16 protein-coding genes are annotated in these 24,007 nt (G+C 43.4%); 9 read left to right on the forward strand and 7 right to left on the reverse strand.

Going from position 1 to position 24,007, the window contains the following annotated elements; all coding sequences use genetic code 11:
- The first annotated feature begins 5 nt into the window (after positions 1 to 5).
- The 3 genes from DQN48_RS02230 (at position 6) to DQN48_RS02240 (ending at position 4,821) form a co-directional block, all read left to right on the forward strand.
- Positions 6 to 1,241, forward strand: a complete 1,236-nt coding sequence (locus DQN48_RS02230; RefSeq protein ID WP_013022757.1) for a cytochrome b — start codon at positions 6 to 8, stop codon at positions 1,239 to 1,241.
- On the forward strand, positions 1,238 to 2,152 hold the full coding sequence (locus DQN48_RS02235; protein WP_013022758.1) for a c-type cytochrome: 915 nt from the start codon (positions 1,238 to 1,240) through the stop codon (positions 2,150 to 2,152). Before DQN48_RS02230 ends, DQN48_RS02235 begins: the two co-directional genes overlap by 4 nt.
- A 440-nt stretch (positions 2,153 to 2,592) precedes the next feature.
- Positions 2,593 to 4,821, forward strand: a complete 2,229-nt coding sequence (locus tag DQN48_RS02240) for an NADP-dependent isocitrate dehydrogenase (protein ID WP_013022759.1) — start codon at positions 2,593 to 2,595, stop codon at positions 4,819 to 4,821.
- Between the two features lie 589 nt (positions 4,822 to 5,410).
- On the opposite strand, the gene DQN48_RS02250 is transcribed toward DQN48_RS02240, so the two are convergent.
- From DQN48_RS02250 to DQN48_RS02265, 3 genes are all read right to left on the reverse strand, one after another.
- Entirely contained in the window at positions 5,411 to 6,718 is a 1,308-nt protein-coding gene (locus DQN48_RS02250) for a restriction endonuclease subunit S (protein ID WP_013022760.1), read from the reverse strand.
- A gap of 835 nt (positions 6,719 to 7,553) precedes the next feature.
- Complete coding sequence (locus DQN48_RS02260; protein WP_013022763.1) at positions 7,554 to 9,152, reverse strand: bifunctional anthranilate synthase component II/anthranilate phosphoribosyltransferase; 1,599 nt, start codon at positions 9,150 to 9,152, stop codon at positions 7,554 to 7,556.
- Positions 9,152 to 10,582, reverse strand: a complete 1,431-nt coding sequence (locus tag DQN48_RS02265) for a chorismate-binding protein (protein ID WP_041913071.1) — start codon at positions 10,580 to 10,582, stop codon at positions 9,152 to 9,154. The genes DQN48_RS02260 and DQN48_RS02265 overlap by 1 nt, the downstream gene beginning before the upstream one ends.
- Before the next feature lie 304 nt (positions 10,583 to 10,886).
- Between DQN48_RS02265 and DQN48_RS02270 the strand changes: the two genes are divergently transcribed.
- The 4 genes from DQN48_RS02270 to DQN48_RS02285 are packed head-to-tail and all read left to right on the forward strand — an operon-like array spanning position 10,887 to position 16,662.
- Positions 10,887 to 12,200, forward strand: coding sequence for a TolC family protein (locus tag DQN48_RS02270; RefSeq protein WP_013022765.1), 1,314 nt, complete (start codon positions 10,887 to 10,889; stop codon positions 12,198 to 12,200).
- Between the two features lie 9 nt (positions 12,201 to 12,209).
- Complete coding sequence (locus DQN48_RS02275) at positions 12,210 to 12,908, forward strand: efflux RND transporter periplasmic adaptor subunit (RefSeq protein WP_013022766.1); 699 nt, start codon at positions 12,210 to 12,212, stop codon at positions 12,906 to 12,908.
- Positions 12,908 to 16,093: an efflux RND transporter permease subunit gene (locus DQN48_RS02280; protein WP_013022767.1), complete on the forward strand. Its 3,186-nt coding sequence runs from the start codon at positions 12,908 to 12,910 to the stop codon at positions 16,091 to 16,093. The genes DQN48_RS02275 and DQN48_RS02280 overlap by 1 nt, the downstream gene beginning before the upstream one ends.
- Positions 16,093 to 16,662: an outer membrane beta-barrel protein gene (locus DQN48_RS02285; protein ID WP_013022768.1), complete on the forward strand. Its 570-nt coding sequence runs from the start codon at positions 16,093 to 16,095 to the stop codon at positions 16,660 to 16,662. Before DQN48_RS02280 ends, DQN48_RS02285 begins: the two co-directional genes overlap by 1 nt.
- 182 nt (positions 16,663 to 16,844) lie before the next feature.
- Here DQN48_RS02285 and DQN48_RS07625 read toward each other — a convergent pair whose 3' ends face one another.
- Positions 16,845 to 17,147 (reverse strand): hypothetical protein, encoded by a 303-nt coding sequence (locus DQN48_RS07625; protein WP_013022770.1) that lies wholly within the window; start codon positions 17,145 to 17,147, stop codon positions 16,845 to 16,847.
- 499 nt (positions 17,148 to 17,646) lie between these two features.
- Positions 17,647 to 18,465, reverse strand: coding sequence for a HugZ family heme oxygenase (locus DQN48_RS02295; RefSeq protein WP_013022771.1), 819 nt, complete (start codon positions 18,463 to 18,465; stop codon positions 17,647 to 17,649).
- A 534-nt stretch (positions 18,466 to 18,999) separates the two neighbouring features.
- On the opposite strand from DQN48_RS02295, the gene DQN48_RS02300 reads away from it, so the two are divergent.
- Both DQN48_RS02300 and DQN48_RS02305 read left to right on the forward strand, forming a co-directional pair.
- On the forward strand, positions 19,000 to 21,057 hold the full coding sequence (locus tag DQN48_RS02300) for a carbon starvation CstA family protein (protein ID WP_013022772.1): 2,058 nt from the start codon (positions 19,000 to 19,002) through the stop codon (positions 21,055 to 21,057).
- A complete protein-coding gene (locus tag DQN48_RS02305; protein ID WP_041913072.1) occupies positions 21,035 to 21,226 on the forward strand; it encodes a YbdD/YjiX family protein in 192 nt (63 codons plus the stop codon). The genes DQN48_RS02300 and DQN48_RS02305 overlap by 23 nt, the downstream gene beginning before the upstream one ends.
- Before the next feature lie 394 nt (positions 21,227 to 21,620).
- On the opposite strand, the gene ruvA is transcribed toward DQN48_RS02305, so the two are convergent.
- Positions 21,621 to 22,175 carry a Holliday junction branch migration protein RuvA gene (ruvA, locus tag DQN48_RS02310; protein WP_013022773.1) on the reverse strand — a complete coding sequence of 185 codons (555 nt, stop codon included), beginning with the start codon at positions 22,173 to 22,175 and terminating at the stop codon, positions 21,621 to 21,623.
- Complete coding sequence (locus tag DQN48_RS02315) at positions 22,172 to 23,998, reverse strand: FapA family protein (protein WP_013022774.1); 1,827 nt, start codon at positions 23,996 to 23,998, stop codon at positions 22,172 to 22,174. Before DQN48_RS02315 ends, ruvA begins: the two co-directional genes overlap by 4 nt.
- Between the last annotated feature and the right edge of the window lie 9 nt (positions 23,999 to 24,007).

Below are 24,007 nucleotides of genomic sequence, written 5' to 3' on the forward strand. Positions count from 1 at the left end.
CAGCAATGGCAGAGATTAAAAAAGCCGATGGCGTTGTGGATTGGTTGGATCAGCGCCTTGGAGTGAAAAAATTCATCGAAGTGATGATGACAAGATATTGGATTCCCAAAAATATTAATTTTCTTTGGGCGATGGGGGTAGTGTTGTTGACACTCTTTACCCTTTTGTTTGTTTCGGGATTGTTTTTATTAATGTATTACAAACCCGATGCAAAACTGGCATTTGACAGTGTGAATTATACAATCATGCAGGAAGTGGAATACGGATGGCTATGGCGACATATTCATGCGGTGGCTGCAAGTATGATTTTTGTGATTATCTACATCCACATGTTTGTGGCCATTTATTATGGATCTTACAAGAAGGGTCGTGAGATGATTTGGATTGGCGGGATGCTGCTTTTTGTGGTTTTCTCCGCAGAGGCATTTAGTGGCTATATGCTTCCCTGGGGGCAAATGAGCTACTGGGCAGCTACAGTTATTACCAATCTCTTTGGTGGAATCCCCTTCATCGGACATGAAGTCGTAGAATGGGTGAGAGGAAATTATGTCGTAGCAGATGCGACTCTGACAAGATTTTTTATGCTGCATGTGTGTCTACTCCCCATTGTGATCATCTCTCTTATTGCCTTCCACTTCTATTCTTTGCGATTCCCTCATGTGAACAATCAAGAGGGCGAAGTGTTGGATTTTGAAAAAGAGGCAGAGAAATATCTTGCTGGCAAGAAAAAAGAATCCAAAGTCATCCCCTTCTGGCCTGTGTTCTTGTCCAAGGATATTTTTGTCATTGCAGTCTTTATGATTTTCTTCTTTTATTTGGTGTGCTATCACTATGAATTTGCAATGGACCCTATCAATTTTGAACGTGCTGATAGTCTCAAAACTCCCACCCACATCTATCCGGAGTGGTATTTCTTGTGGAGCTATGAGGTATTGAGAGGATTTTTCTTTAGCGCAGATTTGGGGCTCATTGCCTTTGGAATCGCGCAAGTGGTGTTTTTCATCCTGCCTTGGCTAGATCGAAGTGATGTCGTCGCTCCCGCACATAAGCGCGGCTGGTTTATGGTCTGGTTCTGGTTACTCATTATTGATCTCATCTTTTTGACCATCTATGGCAAATTGCCACCAATGGGCATGAATACTATGGTTGGATTCTTCTCATCCATTGGATTTTTGTTCCTCATGTTCATCGCTCTTCCTTGGATTACCTGGATGGAGAGAAAAAAAGGAGGTGTTAGATGAGAGAAATTAAGATTTTAGTGCTTTTGATTGTTGTGATTGGTGTGATTTATTGGGGTGTGGAGCCGTTTGCACATTCTGTGATGCATCCCAAAGTTGCCCCAGCAGATTTTACCTTCAAGGATCTCTCTAATGTGGAGCTAAATGGCGATCCCAAAAAGGGCAAGGAATTGGTGCAAACCAACTGTACAGCATGCCATGGCATCAAATCCCAGGGCCTTGCTGCCCCAATGGATGGGGCAAGTGCAGCATCTGCTTTTGGTGTGGTGCCACCAGATCTCTCCAATGTTGGGGCAGTGTTTGATGGGAAATATCTCGCACATTTCATCGCAGATCCTGTGCGCACCACGCTTTTGAGCCATAAATTCAAGGCTACTTGCGAGGGACTCAGTGGGGCTATGGCCAAAGAATGCGAGAATGCCAATGAGGGCAAGCAAGATTATCCAATGAGTTCTTTTAAGGGTGTATTAAGCGATGCTGAGATCGCAGATGTCGTAGCTTATCTTAAGTCCATTGCACCAGAAAAGCTGAGCAATAAGGAAGTATTTGCAGAAGCCTGCCAAAGATGCCATGATGTCAAATACGACCATATGATCGCACTCACTCCAGAAGGGGATCTCAAGAAATATCTAGGCACAGGTGCCCCAGATCTCTCCATGATGATCCGCAGCAAGGGTGAGCATTATCTCAATATCTTCATCAATGATCCGCAAAAAGAATTGCCCGGAACTCCAATGCCTAGGGTGGGCCTCACACAGAGTGCACAAACTCAGGTCATCCACTATATTGAGGAGGTGGGAGATAGGAAAAAGCATCAAAGAGATCAGCTTGGCATCAAGATCATGATTTATTTTGCAGTGCTTGCCATCCTGGCTTTTGCTTGGAAGAAAAAAGTCTGGAAAAATCTCCACTAATCTTCCCCCATGCCTTGTGCATGGGTTTTTTGTGTTTTTGATTTCCCTCCTGTAGTTTCCTTGCACAGGTTTTGTGATTCTTTTGTAACCCTCATGTTTTTGTGCTTGTTTTTTCTCTGTGTCAAACAATTCCCTCGCTTTAGCAGCATTGTTTAGTCTTTGTGATTTTCACCAAGATTTTTTGGGTTTTTAGATTGTTGCCCTCATTTATATTTTTTATTATCCAGCACTCATGCATTGCCAGTATTATCTGCCTGCCTATCATTTAGCCACACATTCCCATCCCCCCATGGTCTCATGCCAAATCCTCTTGCTGTGCATCCAAAATCACAGTACTTTATAAGAATTATTTTGATATAGTGGAGGTTTGAAAATTTCAGAACCCTTTTTGATCATCAATGATCACAACTCACCCTAACTTTTATCACAAAGGATTGATTATGAAAATTACCTACACCCTTACAGATGAATCCCCCGCTCTTGCTACTTATTCTTTTTTGCCCATTGTTAGGGCTTTTTTGCATACTGCTGGCATAGAGGTAGAGAGCGCAGACATCTCTCTAGCAGGCAGGATTTTGGCGCAATTCCCCCAACATCTCACCCCCTCTCAGCGCATCCCCAACGCCCTAGAAGCATTAGGAGAGCTGGTCAAACACAAAGATGCCAATTTGATCAAAACCCCCAATATCTCCGCCTCCATCCCCCAGCTAAAAAATGCCATCGCAGAATTGCAGGCCAAGGGCTACAATGTCCCTAATTATCCTGATAACCCCAAAAATCAAGAAGAGGAAGAAATCAAAGAGAATTATCAAAAAATCCTAGGCTCAGCGGTCAATCCTGTATTGCGACAGGGGAATTCTGATCGCAGGAGCACCAAGGCTGTGAAACAATATGCCAAAAAAAATCCTTATAAAATCGCGCCTTTTGATAGCAATTCTAAAACCATCGTCTCCTACATGCAGGAGGGGGATTTTTTCAGCAATGAGAAGGCAGTATGGATCAAGGAGCCTACAGAGGCTAGGATCGTGTTTGAAAACAAAGAAGGCAAGAGGGAGATCCTCAAAAAGGGCCTGAAATTAGAAAAAGAGGAAATTTTGGATGCGACATTCATGGATGTGGAGGCGCTGGATCGTTTCTATGTGGATCAAATTGCTCTATGCAAAAAGCAAGATATTCTTTTTTCTTTACATCTCAAGGCCACGATGATGAAGGTAAGTGATCCTGTGATCTTTGGTCATGCAGTTAGGACATTTTTTGCCGAATTATTTGAGGAATTTGCAGATGAGCTCCATGCCCTTGGCGTGAATCCCAATAATGGGATCTCAGAACTCCTACAAAAAATCCAAACTTCTGCGAAAAAAGATGCGATTTTGCAAAAATATGAGGAGATTTTGCACAAAAGTGCCAAGATTTCCATGGTGAATTCTGATAAGGGCATCACCAATCTCCATGTTCCTAGCGATGTGATTGTGGATGCTTCCATGCCCGCCATGCTCAAAAATGGCGCAAAGCTTTGGGATAAAGAGGGGAGGGAATGTGATACCAATGCAGTGATCCCAGATAGAACCTATGCCACCATTTATGAGGCTGTCATAGAAGATCTGCACAAATTCGGTCCCCTAGATCCCAGTAAGCTTGGAAGCGTGGCAAATGTGGGATTGATGGCTAAAAAAGCCCAGGAATATGGTTCTCATGACAAAACTTTCATCGCCAAAGAGGCAGGAAGCTTCAAAATCCTAGATCATCAAGATCGTGTTTTGTTGGAGCATGCGGTGCAAAAGGGCGATATCTACCGCGCCAATCAGGCCAAGCATGATGCCATCATCAATTGGATTGATCTGGGTATCCAAAGAAGTGAGACTAGCCACACTCCAGCGATTTTCTGGCTAGATGAGAAGCGCCCCAGTAACAAAATCATGATTGAAATGGTCCAAAAAAGATTGCAAGAGAGGGGCATTGCCCTCAAAAGCTCTCATGGCGCCAATCTTGAGATCCTCCCTCCCAAGGCCGCTTGCCTCAAATCCCTAGAGATCATCCGCAATGGCGGGGATGTGATCTCCATCACAGGCAATGTTTTGCGCGATTATCTCACCGATCTCTTCCCCATTCTTGAGCTTGGTACCAGTGCCAAAATGCTTTCCATCGTCCCCATGCTTAGCGGTGGAGCGATGTTTGAGACAGGCGCGGGGGGTTCTGCACCCAAGCAAGTGGAGCAGCTTCTTTTGGAAAATCATTTGAGATGGGATAGCTTGGGGGAATTTTTGGCTCTGCAGGCAAGTCTAGAATTTTTTGCACAGCAAAATCACAATGCAAGGGCAAAGGTGCTCGCAGATGCGCTAGATGTAGCAATAGGGAAGTGGTTGGACAATAACAAAGCTCCATCACGAAATGCTGGGCAGGATGACAATCGCACGAGTCATTTTTATTTAGCCATGTATTTTGCAGAAGCACTCGCCAAACAAAAAGAAGATACCGCACTGCAAGAGAGATTCGCGCCTATTGCTTCAGAGCTACAAGCCAAAGAGCAAAAGATTAAAGAGGAATTTTTGAGCAAAGAAGGCGTGAGTGTGGATCTTGGCGGGTATTATAAATTTGATGATGAGAAAGCTATAAAAATCATGCGCCCTAGCGCGACATTCAATGAAATCCTGCATAAAATCGCTCAGTAAACCCGGTTGGATAAAATTTGAATTTCTAAGCGCCACGGTTAGGCCGTGTGCAGAGCATTTTTCCCTCCCTTAAAGTCTCTTTTAAGGTGTTTTTAAAACCCCTTTAAGTCATCGAGGAAAGAGACTCCTCGCAAGGGTGGTAAAGGAAAAAAGAAACTTCTCAAGTCATCAAAAAGCAACCCGCTTAGGTTATTCGAGGAAAAAGTGCTACAGATTTAGAGAAAAAAGTGTTTTTTTTGGAAAGTGCTTTACTTGCTTTTTTGGTTCAACCCACCAAAAGGGCGGGGCAAAAGCCCCAAAGCGTTACCTCTTGAGTAGAATCTCCAACCTAAACCAAAAAAGGCTAAATTTGAAGTATAATACCCTCGTAGGACGCTTTTTGCTATGTCTCTTCATAGCAAAGCTCCTTTCGGATGGATTTGCCCCTCTAAAGAGGGGCGTTTGTATTATAGCAAAGCACTTAGATTTATTAGCTTCCCCTAACCCTCATCGCCAAAGAGTAAAACTCCCCCTCATCATCCACGGTAAGGTAGAGCCTAATGTTAAGAATGCCGCACTGGCAGTGCAGGGGTACAAGTGAGTAAAAGCATCATTCTCCCTCCTTTATGAGGGGTGTGAAGGTGAGCAGTTTGTCACGATAATATTCATATTGCTTTTTTCTTGCAGCAATCTCTGCAGGGATGCCAGAGCTAAGGTCCTCTGTGAGGGTGGAGAAATCATCTAAAATCTTCACAATCTCTCTTTGGACTTCCAGAGGGGGAAGGGGAATGGGGAGATTATCCGTATGCGAAACTTTCAGCTGTGGCATCTTTGTAAATTCATTTGCCAATCTTTGGAAATAATCCTGCTTGCTTGCAAGGTAGTAATGCAGAAATTTAATCATTGCCTCATTTGTTTTTGAGGAATATGACCAAATCTCGTTTTTGTGGGAAAAGGGTTCATTGCAATATTCAAATCCTATGTTTCCCCTTGATTTGACGACTACGCTTTCAGCATTAATAATGCTTTTTTCTGAGATGTCTTCGCTTCTTATGTTGACCTTTGTCTCTCCTCCACCAAAGATTTTGATTCCTCTTTGCGAAGATGTTTTATTGAATGTTTCTTGTAGTTTTTTCATTTGTGCGGCTGTTATGTTAATTCCTGTGCTTCTCTCACACACCTCCCCCAACTTCCTAAACTCCACACCATGAGGGCAGAGAGAGAGTAGCAATGCTTTGAGGGCTTTGGGATAGGATTTATTTCTTAGTCTCTGCTCTGCTCCTTCTTTGCTTGCATCCACATCGCCAAAAGAGAGCAGCCAATTGCGATAGTATTCATATTGCTTTTTGCGCAACTTTAATTCTGTATTTAATTCTGTATTTAATTCTGTAAATGTGTCTAAAATCTTCACAATCTCTCTTTGGACTTCCAGAGGGGGAAGGGGGATTTTGAAGTCTGAAAATTCCTCCTTTGTGATTGTTTTCAATGTTGCGCCCCGTGCAAGCATTTTTTCCATTGCAAATTTTTGATACAACATATATGCAAAATATTTCTTATCAATGTTGATGCGATAGCTTGTAAATATTGCTATGGTTCTATCAATGTAAGAATCATATTGCGTAATTGCAACTTTTCCTATTGTTCCCTGCAAGGTAACAATTACGGTGCCTTTCGGGACAAATACACTTTTTGGTTGAGCAAGTTTTGAAATAGACTGCTTTGATTTCTCATTAAGTTTCATAGTATCCGCAACATCAATAACCTGTATAAATGGCATAGAATTATCCCCACCATACCATTTTGATCGTGTATAAGGCTGAGGAAAGGATCCCCTACGAAACATTGCTATATCTTTTATTGCCTTAAACTCCACACCATGAGGGCAGAGGGTTTGGAGTAATTTCTCAAATCTATTCATATTATTACCTTCCTCAAACTCCTTGAATCTCTTTGACTTGGGGTTTGCATCCTATTTTCTTTGGCTTGTTTTCTGTGTTTTTTCTTTTGGCTTTCCTATGTCTTTATAGCATGCATCCCATCACCTTCTTTTATCAAATTCCAAAAATTACAAGGGAATTTTACCAATACAAAGCGAGTTTATCAAAGACATCAAGCAAAGGCTGTGTTTTCTTTGCTCACTTCTCTTTATGCGGAGTGGCTTTGGTGATGGTATAAAGCCCTCTGATGAAATTAAGCTTTATTTTCTCTGGCCTTTCTCTTGATGACTCAAGGGGGTTGCTTTATCCCCTGCGGAGGTTCTTTCTCTCGAAAAACCCGAGGAGGTTTCTCGATAGCTCGAGTGGCTTCCCTCGCAAAAAATGCTTTATCCCCTCCCCGCTCCCGTGCACCGCCTACGCGCTACACTGCTCAAAAAACGCCGCTGCTTTTTTGGCAAAGAAGGGGAGAGCCTCGCTTTTCCACTTCTAGCAAAAAAAGAGCGGAGTCACTCCTGCCTCCTTGATTCTCTTTTTTTGCACCCAGATCGCGGGCGAGAAGCAATTGAGTGCAAAAAAGTGTCTTGAAAAATGTGGGCGAATGCCCACGGTAAAAATAAGGTAGAGCGTGTCGGGGTGGGGGTCCATAAGGGGGAGGGAGCGACTTTGCCATTCAAGCCCCTCCCCCTTGTGAAAGAAAGAAGCAACCCGCTTGGGTTATTCGAGGAAAGAAGAAAACCCGCGCAGGGAAGCGAGAAAACTCCTTGAGTCATCGAGGAAGCTACTTGCGCACGGGAGAGATAAAAACAGGGCGGGGCTTTATCGGCCTTGGTGGCTTAGTTTTTGGAATGCCTCTAGGGTTTTTTTGGGTTTTTGGGTCTTGAGATGCTCTTTGATGCGCAGGTAGCCATCTTTGATAGAATCCGCCTCCCCATAGATATAGAGTGCCGCGCCAGCATTCATGCAGACAAGATCGAGCCTAGGGGAAGGCTCTGCGCGCAAGATCTCCCAAGCAATTTGGCGATTTTTTTGCACATCTCCGCCTTTGAGCTCTGCATAGTCTACATATTCTAGCCCTAGGCTCTGGGGTGTGAAGAGATAGGTTTTTTGATCCTTGCCGTGCAATTCGGTGATCTGTGTGGGAGTGGTGAGAGAAATCTCATCATAGCCATCCATGCCACTTACTACCAGGGCACGCTGTATGCCTAGGATTTGCAGGGTTTGGGCGAGCACCTCGGTGTATTTTGGATCAAAAACCCCCAAAATTTGGTGAGTGTTGCAAGAGGGGTTGATGAGCGGACCGATGAGATTGAATAATGTTTTAAATCCCAATTCCTTGCGTATGGTTGCGAGTTTTTTGAGTGTGTAGTGGAATTTTTGCGCAAACAAAAAAGTAAAGTGTAGTTTTTCATAGCAGTGGATGCAGATTTCTGGCGACATTTGGATATTGACCCCCAGTGCCTCCAAAAGGTCTGCGCTTCCGCATTGGCTGGTGGCAGCGCGATTGCCGTGTTTGAGCACATTCACGCCCATGCTTGCCAGAATGATGCTAGAGATCGTGGAGACATTGAAGGTCTTGTGCATACTCCCTCCAGTGCCTACGATATCTAAGCGCTTTTCTCCTCTTTTGGGCTTGGGGAATTCCAGGGATTTGTTGCGCAAAAGAGAGCTAAAGCCTGCAAGTTCTTGGGCGTTTAGGCCTTTGATCTCAAGGCTTGTGAGAAGTGAGGCAATTTGGCCTTCAGAGAGATTGCCCTCTGTGATCTCATCCATCATGTCATAGGCTTCTTGGAAGCTAAAATTCTGCTGTTGCAGGGCTTTTTTGAGCAGGATCAAAATGGGGGTTTCCTCGCGCTTGTAATGCAAGAAATTGCTAAACATTTTCAGACCATCTGTGCTGCCAATGGATTCTGGATGGAATTGCACGCCTATGAGTGGATATTCTTTGTGCTCGATTGCCATGATTTCTCCATCACTGCTTTTTGCTGTGATTTCCAGGCATTCTGGCAGATCGCATTCCCTGCCCACGAGAGAGTGATAACGTGTGATGAGCGTGTTTTGCGGGATGCCGCGAAAGAGCCCGCGGGATTTGTGGGATAGGGGTTGTATCTTGCCATGTAGGATGTTTTTTGCCTGCACGATTGGCATGCCAAAGCTGGCCATGATGGCCTGATGTCCCAGGCAGATCCCAAGAATGGGGATTTTTTTGTAAAACTTCTGAATGACTTCCATGGAAATCCCTGCTTCTTTTGGGGTTTTGGGACCTGGGCCGATGATGATGTGGCTTGGGTTTAGTTCCTGGATTTGCTCGCATGTAATTTTGTCGCTACGCACTACCAAGACTTTTTGATGCAGCATGCAAAATGCTTGATAGATGTTGTAGGTGAAAGAATCATAATTATCAATAAGCAGCAGCATCACTCTCCCTTTTCTTGCAAGATTGCGCTAGTAAGCGCGCGCATTTTATTTTGCGTCTCCAAAAACTCTAGCTCACCCCTTGAGTCTTGCACGATCCCAGCGCCCGCTTGTAGATGGTAGATGCCATTTTGATAGACTGCGGTGCGAATGGTGATGGCGCTGTCAAAATTGCCATTGCCATCAAAATATCCAATGAGGCCGCCATAGATACCGCGCTGATGGGGTTCTAGTGCATAGAGGGTTTTGATGGCCTGGATCTTTGGCGCTCCACTCACCGTGCCTGCAGGGAATGTCGCAAAAATCGCATCTTTGTGACTATAAGATCCATCAAAATCCCCCTCCACCTGTGAGACGATGTGCATCACTTGGGAATAGCGCTCAATGTTTTTAAACTTCGTGACTTCCACGCTACCGATCTTGGCTACCTTTCCGATGTCATTTCTAGCAAGATCTAGGAGCATTAAATGCTCAGCATTTTCTTTTTCATCATTTTTGAGTTCTGCCTCTAGTGCCAGATCTTGGGCGGTGTTTTTCCCACGTTTGCGCGTACCTGCGATGGGGGCAATGAGGATTTTTTGTTGATGGATTTTTATCATCATTTCTGGGCTTGTGCCAAAGAGTTGAAATCCTCCAAAATCAAAATAAAACATATAAGGGCTAGGATTGTTTTGACGCAGGCGCTTGTAGGCATCAATGGGGGGTAGGGCGCTTTGGATTTGCATGCTAGTAGATGCCACGCATTGCAAAAGATTGCCCGCAGTAATTTCTTTTTTGATTTTTTCTACCATCTCTAGGAAATCCTCCTTGGGGCTGGGGGAGAGGATTTTGCTAGGATGGAAATCTTGTTCCAAATCCTTGGGGCTAAGGTTTTTGATTTTTTCCTCTAGCTTTTTTATGCGTTTTAAGAGATCAAGAGGGCTTTTTTCCTTGGCATAATTGATGCTAACAAGATAGGCACAATCATGCAGATGATCAAAGATCAAAAAATCTCTACCAAACAAAAATGCACATTCATAGGTTTGCATACTTTTCTTTTTGTGGTTTTTGATTCCTTCAATTTCTTGGAAAAATTCAAATCCAAGATAGCCTATGCCGCGCATTGGCAGTGGAAAATCTTGAGTTTTTGCCTCTGGAGAAAGGGAGCCAAAAAATTCCACCCAATCCAAAAAATCCTTGCTAGGATCCATGGCGCTAAGACTTGTTTTTGTCTGATTTTCTAGCAAAAAATAAGCATCATTTTCTTTGATGAGACAAAAGGCAGGGGATAGCAGCATCAGCGAATAGCGACCCTTTCCGGTTTCTTGGTAGGCAGATTCTAGCAGTGCCTTGGCTTTGAGATCTTGTAAGATCATGATGGGGGTTAGGCTGTGGGATGGGATTTTTTGGATCTGGATTTGTCCTTGAGTCTTGAGATGGAAGTCAAAAAACATAAAAAACCTCTTTGATTCTTTGGTATGGAGTTTGGGAATTTTGCAATCTGTAAAATCATGAAAAGTATAGTAAAAGAGACTTAAATTTTTGTAGAATAGCGAGTTTAAATAACAACAAGGCAAGAAAAAAACAACGAGATAAAACAAGCAAAAATCCCAAACAAAAGGTAACATAATTTTTAGTTGTTTATGCCACTATATTACTTTTTTGTGCTACCATACCGTTATTTTTTGAGATGGGGCGAACGCTTTATTTCAAAAAGCAGTGGAGTTTCACAAAAATCCATGGCAATAAGGAGCTTTTATGGCAAAAAGATTTTTATGGATTGTCTTGGTGTGTATGATTGGCGCACATGCTGCAAATTTAGATGATACAGAGCAGTTAAGCATTATGGCAGATATTCGTGAGTTGCAAAAAGGCGCGGTCAAAAAATACGCTCTGCAGGATTTGTTGAAAGCCGCAGATTCCAATTATTCTCTGCAAAGCAAAGCCCTAGCGACTCTACAAAGCAAAAAAGATGTGATGATTCAGACGCTGCGTGGATTTATCCCATCAGTGAATATCAAATACAAATTCAACAACAATGAGCGTACGCAGAGCATCTATCGAAACTATAACACCCAACAGGGTTTGGGGACTTTTACATTCAATCTCTTTAATGGCTATGCAGACATCAATGCCATTAAAGAAAAAAATGCCACCTATCTCTCCAAGCTAGCAGATGAGGGCTACACAAGGGAAAATATCTATCTGCAAGTCGCGCAGCAGTATTATGGGTATTTTGATAATTTGGTACGACTTATTTCGCTACAAAAAAAATTCCGCCAAATCCAATCAGATGTGGCAAGGGTGGACAAGCTCTATACCCAGGGGCTTTCTCCCATTGATGATCTAGAATCACTCAAGGCCCAAGCCTCTCAGAGTGAGTACCAAATCGCCAATGCAAAGCTAGCAATCGAGCAAAATAAATTGATGTTAGAGCTTCTGACCAATCTCAAAGTCGAGGGACTGATCTTTAGCAAGATTCGCATGCCCAATTTTGGATTGCAGGACCGACTCGACATTATTTCACTCAATGAGCAGATTAATGTATTGCGATACCAAAACAAGCAGATGCATTTTTATCCCGTCGTGGATCTGGATGACACCTTTACCTATAACATCGAAAAACCAGCATTTGCAAGAGGGCCACTCTCCTACATCTACCCAACCATCCAAAATTCTTTTGGAGCCACAGTGACCATGAAGGTTTTGGATAATGTAGGACTTAGCATCCAAAAACAATCCACCAGGATCGCCCAGCTCTCCAATGAAAAAATGCTCACCTACAAAAAACTCGAACAAAAAAAAGATGAAGAGCTCTATCGCATGACGCTAGAAATCGCCCAAAAGCAAATCCAATCTGCAAGAGATAATCTCAAATCCGCATCCATTGCTTTTGAGAGCAAAAAGAAAAAATATGAGGCAAATTTGATTACTTTCACCGAGTACTTACAAGCCCTTAGTATGAAATTTGATGCGGAATCCACCTTCAACCAAAGCATCAATAATTTTGAATTTCAAAAGGCAAATTATATTTTTTATAGTGGTCAAAAAATCAAGAACTATATCAACTAAGGAGTAGATATGAAAAAAATATTAATCCATCTCTTCTGTGGCCTGGGATTGTCTTTTGGCGTGGATGTTTATGCGATTTTTAACATCCAAGCAGTCCAGGACTCTGATCTCGCACTGGATAGCTCTGGGATTGTGGGTTCTTTGTATGTGGATGTGGGAAGCGTGGTCAAAAAGGGGGATGTGTTGCTAAAACTTGTCAATGATGACAAGGTAGCCCAGGCTTCTTCAACTAAGCAGCAATATATTTTTGCCAAAAATCAGTATCTGCGCTACCAAAAAACCGGTGGTGCGGTGGATAAGAATTCCATGGAGCAATACTATTCCAATTATAAAAAACTTGAGGCAGATTATAATTATTCCCAGACTTTGATTGAAAAAACCATTCTTAGGGCATCCTTTGATGGCGTCATTGCTGCGCGTTATATTCAGCTAGGAGATGGCGTGGGCTCTACTGCTACAAAATTATTTCGCCTTGTAAGTCATGACAAAAAATTTGTCATTGAATTTGACTCCAAATACATCCATCAGGTAAAAGTGGGGGATGTGTTTTATTATTCTGTTGATGGGAGCAGTGATAAAAAACAAGTGGTTATCACAAAAATCTACCCCACCATTGACATCAACACCAGAAAGGTGAGCGCAGAGGCTAAGGCAGATCAAAAAATGATCCCTGGAATCTTTGGCGATGGTTTCATAAGGACGAAGTAATGTATAAATTTGCGATACAACGGCCCATCACCACGCTGATGTTTGCCATTGCGGTGATGTTTTTTGGGATTTTGGGGATCAAAAAAATCCCCGTGGCTTTGTTTCCCAATATCGATTTTCCTATCATCGTTATTTCTACGACCTATCCTGGAGGTAGCCCAGAGATCATTGAGAGCAAGGTGACAGACAAGGTCGAAGAAGCGGTAATGGGGATTGATGGCGTGAAAAAAATCACCTCCAATAGTGCGCGAAATGTGAGCATCGTGGTGGTGGAATTTTATTTAGAAAAGCCTGTAGAGCAAGCAATGACAGATGTCATTGGCAAGATTTCTTCCATAAAATTTGATGATTCTAACATCCAGCAGCCATCCATTCGAAAATTTGACACCAGTGGACAGGCGATTATCTCTCTTTTTATGAGCAGCAAGCAAAAGGGGCCAACAGAAATTATGAGGCATGCGGACTTGATTGTTAAGCCAATTTTGCAATCCATCTTAGGAGTGGGAGGCGTGCAGCTCAATGGTTATCGCGAGCGCCAGATTCGCATCTATGCAGACTCCACTTTGATGAATAAATATGGCATTACCTATGATAATTTGTTTGGCATGCTTGGGAAGGAAAATCTAGAAGCCAATGGTGGAAGGATTGAGAGTGCAACCAAGGATTTTAGTATCACTGTTGATGCCAATAGCACAAGTATCAAAGATATTGCCAACATCCGCATCGGCAAAGATAATGTCAGACTCAGTGATGTGGCCGTGGTGGAGGATGGACTCCAGGAGGAGACCACCTATGCGGCATTTAATAATGAACCAGGTGTGATTTTTGAGGTGATGAAGGTCTCTGGTGCCAATGAGCTAGAAGTCGCTGATGGAGTTTACAAGGCACTTCCAAAGATTCAAGTAGCCAGCCATGGATATGAGATTGTCCCCTTTTTGGATACCACACAATACATCCGACATTCCATCAAAGATGTCCAATTTGACCTCATGCTAGGGGGAGTGCTGGCAGTTTTGATTGTATTTTTGTTTTTGCGCAGCGTGACAATTACGCTAGTTGCTGCCATAAGTTTGCCCATTTCCATCCTAGGTACATTTGCATTGATTGAGATGCTGGGCCATACGCTTAATATGATGACGATGATGGCGCTGACTTTGGCTATTGGCATCATCATTGATGACGCCATTGTGGTGATTGAGAATATCCACAAAAAGCTAGAGCTTGGCATGAGTAAAAAACAAGCAGCCTATGAGGGTGTGAATGAAATTGCCTTTGCTATCATCGCGATTTCTGCGATGCTGCTCTCTGTGTTTGTTCCTATTGCCAACATGTCAGGGATCATTGGCAAATTTTTTGCAAGCTTTGGGGTTACTGTGGCACTTGCGATTGTGATCTCTTATGTGGTTGTTATCACTGTGATCCCAATGGTAAGTTCTTTGATTGTGAGCTCCAAGCAATCCAGATTCTATCACTTCACTGAGCCGTTCTTCAATGGCATGGAGAATTTTTATCTCAAGATTTTAAGGCTTGGGCTTTCTCATAAGCTGCTTTTTAGCGCCTTGACTTTTTTGATTTTTGGGTTTTCGATTTATGTTGCCAAGGGCCTTGGCATGGAATTCATGCTCAAAGAAGATAAATCACAATTTTATGTATGGCTAGAGACAAGTCCAGGAATCAGCATCCATGAGATGAAGGTGCGCACATTGGCTTTGCAAGAGGCAATCGCTAAGCATGAGGAGATTGAATATACCACTTTGCAGGTGGGTTATGGATCCATCCAAAGCATCTTTAAGGCTAAGATTTATGCCAAAATGAAACCCATTGAAGAGCGCAAGATTTCGCAGTTTGATATGATGAAATCCATCACAGATGAACTCAAAAAAATGCCACAGGCAAAGGGACTCAATGTCTTTAGCTCAGAAGTGCCTGTGCTAGGCGGTGGGGATAGTACACCCTTCCAGGTTACTATCTATGGTATGACGCAGCAGGCGGTGGATAAAAGTGTGGCAAAACTCAAAAAAATGCTTGATGAAGATCCGCGCTTCCAGGGCAAGATTACTAATTATCACACCAGCACTTCAGATATTCAGCCCGAATACAAAATCACGGTTCTGCGACAGAATGCTGATAAATACGGGGTTAGGACCCAGGAGATCGCAAATGTCGTGAGTGCGGCATTTTCTGGTGTCAACCAAGCAGCCTACTTCAAACAAGGTGGCAAGGAATACAAGATTACCATGCGTGTGCCTGATGATGAACGAGTCTCTGTAGATGACATTAGAAAGCTTCAGGTAATGAATTCCTCAGGGAAATTGATGTTTTTGGATGGGCTTGTAGAGATTACAAGATCCCAGTCCCCCTCGCTCATCAATCGCTATGGTCGCCAGCGCAGCGTGACTGTATATGCTGCTCCTTTGAAAAATTCTGGGCTTTCTTTGGGAAGCATGATTTCTATTGTGCAGACAAACTCCAAAGATTGGCTAGAAGAGGGTGTGAATTTCGCCTTTAGCGGGGAATCAAACAATGCAGCAGAATCTGCTGCTTCTTTCATGACAGCAATCATCACGGCATTTATTTTGATTTATTTGATTTTGGCTGCACTGTATGAGTCTTTGCTTGAGCCATTCATCATCATGATCACCATGCCCTTAAGCTTTGCTGGGGTGTTTTTCTCTCTCAAGCTTGCCCATCAGCCCTTCTCGATGTTTTCTTTCATGGGGCTTATTTTGCTCATTGGAATTGTGGGGAAAAATGCCACATTGCTCATTGATGTAGCAAATGAATATCGCAAGAAATTCAAGGCGGGTGTGCATGAGGCCATCATATTTGCCGGGAAGTCTCGTCTGCGCCCGATTTTGATGACTACCATTGCCATGGTTTTTGGTATGCTGCCTCTAGCCGTAGCCACGGGAAGTGGTTATGCCATGAAGTCTCCCATCGGCATTTCTATGATTGGCGGGTTGTTGATTTCGATGTTTTTGAGTTTGTTGATGGTGCCGATCTTGTATGTGATTGTCGCTCCCATTGATGATAAGCTCAAGCGTTTCTATCAGAGTGAAGATGGCGAGGGTATCTTGCAGTCCGTGGTCAAGAAAATCAAACCTGGCAAAAAAGAAAAAGAAAAGCAAGAAGAGGACAAGGATTCCAAAAAGAAAAAAAAGAAAAAGGATAAGAAAAAAGATTAATGAGACTAGTTTTGATTTTATTGCTTGCGTGCCTAGGGTTGCGCGCCTATGATCGCCATAATTTATTTGTGGGTGTTGGTATTGGATTCATCAAAGACATCATTGTCCCCCAAAGCCCCCAGGGCAAAAGGCGTTTTAGCAATCGCTTTATTGGGGCTTGGAATATCCAGGGAGGATATGAATACAAGCCCTTGCGCATCGTTGGAGTGCGTGCTTATTTACAATCTGTCATGGGCATCGCTCCCTCTGGTCTTGGCACCTCCATTACTACACAGCTAAGTGTAAACACTGATGTGTTGTTTAACTTCTTTCATCAAAAGGAAAAAGCCTTTGGCGTCTATGGGGGCATTGGTTTTGGATATACGCAAAAACAAGAACTCGTTGTGCAAAACAACGGCAATAATGCCAAGACTGCTTATGGCTTGTTTTTGTTTAATGTAGGGCTTGAGGCGGCTATTGATGACAATAATCATGTACAGCTTGGCGTGAAAATCCCCGCTTTCACAGCCCCAAGGAGAGCTTCCCCCGTCCCTTTGGATGTTATGCTTTCTTATAATTACAGCTTTTAGTTTTTTTGACTTTTGGCCCTCTTAGGGTTTGTTTTGGATGGGTGTCTGCTAAGTCTTGTTTTTTGTCTACTGCCCATCAATCAAGAATGTGGCTTTTTCATTGCGTGGGAGATTTGGAGGGTTTGGGATTTTTTTGGCGAAGTTTTTGAATTTTTTCAGGCAAGCTTGAATAAGGAGGCATTTTAGTAGGAGTTTACAAGGGGGATGGGGAAGATTTGGCAGGAATTGGGAAGCTTTGTGGATCTGTGAGATTGAAAGAAGTCTCTAGGCTTCTTTGCTAAAAAATCTAATCCCCCTCCTTTGGAGGTGTCACTTCCCGTGATGATGCTCTCCGTGATGATGCTCTCCGTGATGATGCTCTCCGTGATGATGCTCTCCGTGATGATGCTCCCCGTGATGATGCTCTCCGTGATGATGCTCCCCGTGATGATGCTCTCCGTGATGATGCTCTCCGTGATGATGCTCTCCGTGATGATGCTCGCCATTATGTTTGCCGTTTGTAGAAAAATTCATGTTTTGCTCCTTTGAATATGATTACCACCCGCCACTGCTTTTATGGATTGAAACAATCACCCTTGCAGCGAGGGTGTAGAGACAGTGTAATACCCTTGCATAAATTTTTGTTTAATTTATGCAAAAATTGCACTTTTTATCGCGGATAAATCGCGCTTTTTTGGTAGCTTTGCCTCCTTGGTGTCTGGTTTTTTAGTTTCTAGCTCCTGTTTTTCTAGTTTTTTGGCCCATTTTTATGTAGCTCGGAGCTTTTTTGGTGTGAGGTTGCTTAGTGATGTGTGAGGGTTTTTGTGTGTTTCTGTGTGTCATGACTCAAGGGTGTATCTTGTGTTTTTGGCTATGGGTTTTTCGTCTAGGATTTGTGCGTCTATTTGTGGAGTTTTTTTATCGAGGGTGTGGAGTATCAGTGCTCTTGTGAGATTGGGGGGAGTCTTTCAAACTCCCACCTTGTAGCCCCTCCTTTGGGGGATGTTATTTCCCATGTGGGTGACCATGAGGATGACTGCCATGTCCGTGGGGATTGCCGCCATGCCCGTGTGGAATAGTGCCATGAGGATTGCCAGAGATGCCAATATGTGCAACCTCCCCATGATCTGAGATGAGATAGGCCTGGCCAAATCCTTTTACAAATCTTCCGCTTTTTAGCTGCAACTCAATCAAATGAAAATCTGCAAAATTTCGGATTGTCTTGACTCCTCCAGTGCCTCCCATGGATTTCTCAAGATGATCAAGCGCATGTTCAAATTCCGCACTTCCTCGCTCGATGAATTTTGCATGTGCTTTGTAGCGCAAGCGCTTACGCAGGATCACAGATTTTGCCTTGGACTCATCTTCCAAAAACATTACTTCGATTTTTTGAGGATGGTTTTTGATGTTTTCATAGTGCTCTGCAGTGGCACTGATATAGATGTAATAATGCCCATTTAGTTGAATCAATGGCGCATAGGAGGCCATGGGATGACCATGATTATCGATGGTGGCAAGTGTAATGGAGCCAAATTCTTTTTTGAAGCCTTCAATTTCTTTTTTGACTTCTTCAAATTCTAGAGTCTTGGGGACGCTCATACACAAATCAATGATTGCCTGCTTGATAGTTTCCATGGTTGCTGCCTGAGGAAATTCGATGCGTAGCTCCTCTTTGCCATTATAGATAAGATCAATCCCAGCAAAATCCACGCCCTTCATGGCTACGCTATGGACTTCACTCACAGCCCCAAATTTTTTGCAAAGCCCTACCATGTCCGCTTCATGATTTTCATTCATGTGTCTGATGATCATAGAAAAATCCATTTTCTACTCCTTTGATGTGTTGTCTACTATCCACGGTTTTTTGGGATCGAAGCGATCCTTTTTATGGTCGAGGAAGTATGCGCGAGTATAGCACCTTTGCATAAATTTTCTTTTAGCTACGTAGAAATCTTGATGCAAAAAAATTGCGCTTTTTATCTGGTGTTTCTCCGGATTTTTGTCACGCTTTTTGTCGCTAAAATTTTGTTTTTGTGCTTTTTGCCACCTTGTCCCTGCATTTAGAGATTTGCATCAGAGCTTGCTTTTTGTTTTGTGCACATTCACTCTATATTATCCTGGCATTTTTCTAACCTGGTGCCAAATATAGCCGCCATGTTTAGTGCCTTGATTGTATGAAGGGGGGGGGTTGTATTTCATTCAAAGACTAGCCAAACTCATCCCAATTAGGCTTAGCCAACCTCATGAAATCATGCACAAATGTAATGGAATTTCTGTTTCTTTCTCCTAGGAAGGGAGTTTTTCTATCAATGCCCTGGTTTTGTGTTAAGATGAAAAAGTTTGCTTTAGGAGTGAAAAATGATGAAAAAAATCTTTTGGATTTTGTTGGCATTGGTGGGGGCCTGGTGTTTTGGGATTCTGGCATTGCATCGGGGAGAAAGTATCTCAGCGCTCTATCTTGTGGTGGCAGCGGTTTGTATTTATGTCATTGCCTATCGTTTTTATAGTGCCTTTATTGCCTCTAGGGTATTAGGGCTAGATGATGCGCGCCAAACCCCTGCGGTTTACAAAAATGATGGCAGGGATTTTGTACCCACCAATCGCTTTGTGTTATTTGGACATCATTTTGCTGCGATTGCGGGCGCTGGGCCGCTTGTGGGCCCTATCTTGGCTGCACAGATGGGCTATTTGCCTTCCATGATTTGGATTTTGGTGGGGGGTGTACTGGCTGGGAGTGTGCATGATTTTGTCGTGTTGTTTGCCTCCACTCGCAGGGGAGGGAAATCGCTAGGAGAGATGATCAAAGAAGAGCTAGGCAGCGGGGCTGGTAGTATCGCATCTCTGGCCATTTTTGGCATTATGGTCATCATCATCGCGATTTTGGCAATGGTGGTGGTCAAGGCGCTAGCTAAGTCCCCTTGGGGGCTTTTTAGCATTTTTATGACCATTCCCATCGCGATTTTGATGGGTGTGTATATGCGCTACATCCGCCCTGGCATGGTAGGGGAGGCGAGCGTGATTGGCTTTGTTTTGTTGATGCTCTCTCTTTATTTTGGCCATCATGTCGCAGCAGATCCCACACTTGCTAGCTATTTCACTTTTGATGAGCCAACTTTAGCAATTATGATTATTTGTTATGGCTTTGTTGCTAGTGTCTTGCCAGTGTGGCTCTTGCTTGCCCCGCGTGATTATCTAAGCACATTTCTCAAAATCGGTGTGATTCTTGTCATGGCACTGGCCATTGTGCTTGTTCTGCCTGATCTGAAAATGCCAGCAGTGACGCATTTTACTGATGGCAGTGGGCCGGTATTTGCAGGGAGTCTTTTCCCCTTTTTGTTTATTACCATTGCTTGTGGGGCCATTAGCGGATTCCATGGACTCATTGCAAGTGGCACCACTCCCAAAATGCTTGCCAAAGAAAGTCATGCTAGGATGGTGGGCTATGGTTCCATGCTCATGGAATCCGCAGTGGCAATTATGGCTTTGATTGCTGCGAGCATCTTGGACCCTGGGGTTTATTTTGCCATCAACTCTCCTGTGGCAGTGCTTGGGAGCGATGTGTATAGTGCTAGCTCTGCGATTGCCTCTCTTGGCTTTGTGGTCAGGCCTGAGGATCTCTTGCATCTTACTAGGCAAATTGGCGAAGAGACACTGCTCTCTCGCACAGGAGGTGCACCGACTTTTGCTGTGGGATTGTCATTAATCATGCACAAGCTCATTGGGGGAGAGGCCTTCATGGCATTTTGGTATCATTTTGCCATTTTGTTTGAAGCGCTGTTCATTCTCACAGCTGTGGATGCGGGCACTAGGACCTGCCGCTTCATGATCCAGGATATGCTTGGTAATCTCTACAAACCCCTCGCAGATACCAAATCCCTGCCCGCGGGCCTTTTTGCCACATTGCTCTGTGTGCTTGCCTGGGGCTATTTCCTCTATCAGGGGGCCATCGATCCCCAGGGTGGGATTTTCACTCTGTGGCCATTATTTGGCGTGAGCAATCAAATGCTGGCACTGATGGCCTTGATGCTCGTGCTTGCAATTTTGTTCAAAATGAAAAGAGAGAAATTTGCCTTTATTGTGGCTTTGCCTGCAGTATTTGTTTTCATCGCTACTATGAGCGCGGGGGTGCAAAAGGTATTGCCCAGCAATGGCGAGAGAATTCATGATAAGATTAGTCATGTCGCCACTGCCCAAAATCTTAACAAATCCCTAGCCACCATGGAGGATGGCAGGGCCAAGGATCGCGCCAAATCCCGCATGATTAATAACATCATTGATGCAGTGCTTTGCATCTTTTTTATGCTCACTACTTGCATCGTGTGCTTGCAATCCATACGAATCTGCCTGCAATGCAAGAGCAATAATTGCAAATATCCACTTAGGGAGGAGGGCTATGGTCTTGGCAGGGTTGTATAGAGGTTTGGGGCATTTTGTCCAACTGCTCGTTGGCATGCCCAGCTATGAAAAATATCTAGAACATCACAAAAAGCACCATCCCCATTGCACACCCCTAAGCAGGAAGGAATTCTTTGCTCAAAGTCAAGAGAGGCGCTATGGAAGAGATGGCGCAAAAAAATGCTGCTAATTTCTTTTTTTGTAAAGTCCCTCCGCGTCTTTTGAAAATCCCTCCTCCTAGGAGAAAGCGGGCTAGGGAGTGGGTTTAGCTGGATTGCATTTTTTGTGCCAAACCTAGCTAAAACCTAATGGCATTCATAACGCTAATGCTATCGGTGCTGGCATCAGCAACGCTATCCCCAAAAACACTTATTGCTCAATCGCTTGAGTAGCTTTTTTGAATTAAGGTAGAGGGGCTTGAATAAGCAAGCTCCCTCCTTCCCCTTCATTATCCCCACTCCGGTGGTTTTATTATTTTTTTACAGCAACTGCATTCGCCTGCAAGGGATTTTTTCATGGTGCTTGAGGCGGTGGGCCATTTAAAACAAATCCTCCCTAAAGAGAGGGGATTCTCAATCAAACCCTTATAAAAGTTTTAGTGCCTCTTTGATGATGTCTTGCACATTGCTAGCCTTGATGCTTTTAAGTGCTTTTTGGATCGCAGCCCTCTTATAACCTAGGTTTTCTAGGGCCATTTCTGCTTGCTGGAAATGCTCTGTGTGATCTTTTTTGGGTAGGAGCTCGACATATGCCCCAGATAGCTCTACCATAATCTTACCCGCGCTCTTTGTGCCTACTCCTGGTACCTTTTGGAGTGCAGCGATGTCTTTGCGCTCAATGACTGCCATAAATTCCTGTGCACTGAAGGTTGAAAGGATTGCGAGCGCGACCTTTGGGCCTACGCCATTGATTTTTATCAGGGTGTCAAAAATTTGCTTCTCCATTGGCGTGACAAAGCCAAAAAGCAAATGCGCATCCTCACGGATGATTTGACTGATATACACCAAGGCCTCCTCCTTGCCTTGCAGCTCCTCTGCGCTACCAAAAGAAATATGGATTTCATAGATTACATCATGCACATCAAGCAATAATTTTGCGGGTTCTAATGCAAAAACCTTGCCCTTCAATGCAAAAATCATCCAATCCTCACAAACTCTTGCGTGTTTTTATCCAGGCAGTAATTGCCAGCAAAATCTGCATTCACGCCAAAAGACTTGAGTGTCTTTTTTGGATATTCTCTTTGGTAGCAAAGCTGGGTATTTGTACCCCAGGATTTACTGCAATACGCCTCTGCCTCTAGCACCTCATCATCTAGCTTTTCTAGATCGCTAGAGATCTCTTTGAGATGGGATTCTATGTCAGAAAGCTCTTTTTTGAGTTTTTCGGACTCTTTGATGGCAAGGCCATAGCGCTGCACGATGTTATGGATTTGCTTATTTTGCAGCATTTGGGTTTGGATATTGTGCTCACTTGTTTTGATTTGTTCGATGGTGTTTTGGTATTTTGAGAGGAATTCTGTGATTTTCTGGTATTTGGCAAAGATTTCTTTTGATGTGTTTGTGACATTTTCTTTTTTGGCTAGGAGTTCTTGTTCAAGCTCTTTGAGCCTGCCATTGGCAAAGGCATAGAAAATGATCTCATTTTGCCTACCAGAGATATTTTCTAGATACAAGCGATGATTGAAGGTGATTTTATTATTGTTTTCTAGCTCGATGATCTTAATCTCACTCCCTGTAATCCTGCTGCCATTGCAGTATTTTGCCTCGATTTTTTCTGCCTCGATACTGCCAGATTCTAGGCTCCCAACCTCTGCGTTTTTTGCGACGAGATGGCCCTTGTGCAGCAGGATTTTTGCATCCTGGGCGATGATTTGAGTGCTTTGGTGGGTTTGACCTTCAATTTGCAATTTCTTGGCCCTTAGGATTACATCTTGGGCGATGTTCCCTTTGACAAAGATTTCCTTAGCCTCCAAGATCATGCCAGATTCTATGGCATCTTTGAGGGGATTGGTTGCAAGGATCTCTAGACGTACTTGCTTTTCCTCGCCTCCAAGGAGTAGAGGAGTGTTGTAGATGCTGACATTATCTAGATGCTCTTGTTTAAAAAACAAGATTGCATGGTCTTTGTATTGTACAAAGGAAGGAATCAATGCCTTAATCCAGATACACTCCCCCCTATCTTCAAGCATTGCATCTTCTCTCTCAAAGAGGGGGATCTCTAGATCTGTTAGGTCTGTGTGATCTCCTTTTATGAATTTTCCAAAGATGTCGCGCCCAGGCTTGCTTGGCGTAGCAGGATAGTATTTGAGGATGGGATCATTTTTATCGACTGCAAAAAACGCATCCTCAAATTCCTTTTTGTGGTCTTTGTATTGCTCTTTATCTTTGCATTCTTCCTTGGGTACAAAGACAAAATAAGGGGGCTTGGGAGGTGTATAGAAGGTACTTTCATCAATCGTGATAGAAAGTGGGTAGGGGGTTTTGTGGCGGATTTTTTCTTTGATTTGTTTGATGATTAGGATCCTTTTTGCGCGGCGATTGCGCAAGATCGCCTTATGCAGTGCCAGCAAACCCTCTGCAAGCGAGATGATTTTGTCAAAAAATTCTGGGTTGTTTTGGAGGCTGTCATCTTGATAGAAATACAAAAATGCCCGATCATTTCTCTCAGAGAATTTCAAACTCACATCAGGGACTTTGATTTTGGGAAGGATCTTGATATCAAAGCTTTGGGAGATTTCAAAATCCGCAAGATTGTAATATTCATCATCTTCTAGAAAATGGATATTGTGCTCTTCTAGGAGCTCTTTTTTACCATTGGGATAATGCAGAAATGTAGAGATTTTTAGGATCTCAAATCCTATATTTTCTAAATCGATTTTGTATAAAGCAGAGAATTTTTTTAGTTCTTTGGAAATGTCATCGCATTGTTTGATGATTTGGGGGATGAAATTTACATCATTCACTGTCTCTTC

Source organism: Helicobacter mustelae, from assembly GCF_900476215.1.
Classification (GTDB): Bacteria; Campylobacterota; Campylobacteria; order Campylobacterales; family Helicobacteraceae; genus Helicobacter_H; species Helicobacter_H mustelae.